The sequence below is a fragment of the Streptomyces sp. NPDC055099 genome, assembly GCF_053607685.1.
Genome location: NZ_JBSGUA010000083.1, coordinates 1 through 1,309, shown reverse-complemented (window position 1 = coordinate 1,309; position 1,309 = coordinate 1). Strand labels below are relative to the sequence as shown.

The window sequence follows — 1,309 nt, the reverse complement described above, 5'->3', positions numbered from 1 at the left end:
GTCCCCGGCGGCCCGCGGCGTCCGCCAGGCCGTACGGCGGCCCGCATCCGGGGAGAGCCGCTGATGTCCGTCGACCGAAGGCTCACGGGGTCCGATCTGCTGCGCGCGGCCGCCGTCGAGGTCTGCTCGTGGGAGGAGGAGATCTCCGAGGCCCGCGGGCGCCAGGTTCGGTGGGTGGCGGGCGAGTACAGCAGGGCGCTCGCCACCGTCGACCACCCGCTCGACAACGAGGCCGAGGCGCGTGCCCTCTTCCGCAGGGCCGCCGTCGACGCCTACCTGGACCTCGCTGCCCGCGGCAGGCTGCGGGTGCGCCGGTCGGCCAAGGCCCACAGCGGCGACAACTCCCGGCAGACCCGGATCGAGGTCCTGGCGCTCCTGGCGAAGGCAGCCGAGGTGTACGCCGACCTGCCGCCGCAGCCCGATCCCGCCCGCAAGCAGCCCGTGCCCAAGCGGGCCCAGTCCCTGCTGCGGACCTCCCTGGAGGAGGTCGCCGACCGGGGCGAGGCCCTACCCGGGCAGATCCGGATGCTCGCCCTCGGTGCGACGGTCGTCGACACCGGGGCCCGCTCGGGGGAACTGTGCGCGTGCCGGATCGAGGATCTCGCCCCCGGGCTCGACAAGGTCCGCATCGTGCGCAGGCCGCAAGGGTGGAGCGAGTCGGAGGCCTACGTCGAGCTGATCGACCTGTCCGGGCTCTCCCGGGCCGGTCTCCGCCGGTGGCTCGTCGAACGGCACGCTTTGCTGGAGCGGGTCCGGGGCGCCACCGCGGCGCTGTGGGTAAGCCTGCGCGCCAACCATCGTGGCGAGTACACCGTCCCGCCCGGCACGCCGCTGGAGCCGCGCGGGCTGTACCGGGCCTGGACCCGGGCCGTCGAGCAGGCCAACGCGCAGATGGCCGGTGAGCCCTCGTGGGTGCCGCTGCCCACCCGCATGGAACAGCTGCGCCGCGGGATCAGCCCGAAGGCTTCCCCGGCCCCCCGTCAGCCGGACGCCGAACGGGCCGTCGTCCTCCTGGACGACGTCGCCGCGTGCGGACGCGCCCTCGCCGAGTCGCGCCGCTCCGGCGATCCGGACACTGACGAAGAACTCGAAGCGCGCCTCGCCTGCCGCAAGGCCGCACGGGCGGCGTGGGCCGAAGGAATCGAGCACACGATGCAACTCTTCGCGCTTACCGAGGCAGGTCTGACGGAGACCGCCGACCTGGCGGCCGCCGGATGGGAGCCCGCACTGCTCACTGCGATCGAGCGGGCGGCGGGCTGGGGGCGTCCCTCCAAGTCCAAGGCGGTCTGAGCTGCGACTGCGCGTCCCG

1 protein-coding gene is annotated in these 1,309 nt (G+C 74.5%); it reads left to right on the top strand.

Features of this window, described 5'->3' with window-relative positions; all coding sequences use genetic code 11:
- On the top strand, nucleotides 1–1,290 hold a 1,290-nt coding region (locus tag ACWFRU_RS42455), incomplete at its 5' end, for a hypothetical protein (protein ID WP_453694216.1).
- Between the last annotated feature and the right edge of the window lie 19 nt (nucleotides 1,291–1,309).